The organism is Psychromonas sp. Urea-02u-13 (assembly GCF_002835995.1).
Lineage (GTDB): Bacteria > Pseudomonadota > Gammaproteobacteria > Enterobacterales > Psychromonadaceae > Psychromonas.
The window spans coordinates 1-413 of sequence record NZ_PJBZ01000284.1; the positions used below are offsets into that span (position 1 = coordinate 1).

Annotated in this window: 1 protein-coding gene; it reads right to left on the minus strand. The window is 38.7% G+C overall.

Annotated elements, in window-relative coordinates; genetic code table 11:
* On the minus strand, nt 1-413 hold a 413-nt coding region (locus CXF74_RS22760), incomplete at both ends, for a transposase (RefSeq protein WP_442965970.1).

Genomic DNA, 413 nt, shown 5'->3' on the forward strand with positions numbered 1-413 from the left:
CACCTCGCTTTCTGGCTGGCCTACTAATTTTTCTCTTACCTTTAAAAGATTCCGCAATAAAAGTTTCATCTGCTTCAATAATTCCATGCAAATCAGATGGAATCATATCGTGAGGTTGCTTTAAGAAAACATGTCGCCACCGAAAAGCGGTTTTAAGGTTTATGTTTAAAAGAGAGGCTGATTCCCTAAGTGAAGTGCCGTTCCACATTAGGTTAGAGTAATTAACCCATTTTTCAGGTTTTTTCATGCGGTAAAAAGGAGTTGAAAATAGTGCGTTAAAGGTCTTAAAACAAGCCTTACATCTGAAACGCTGAATACCTTGTTTAGTGACACCCCACTTATTAATAAGCTCGGAATCACAGTGAGGGCAACTACAAACACGATCTTCATGTTCAGCGATTGCTTTACCAACT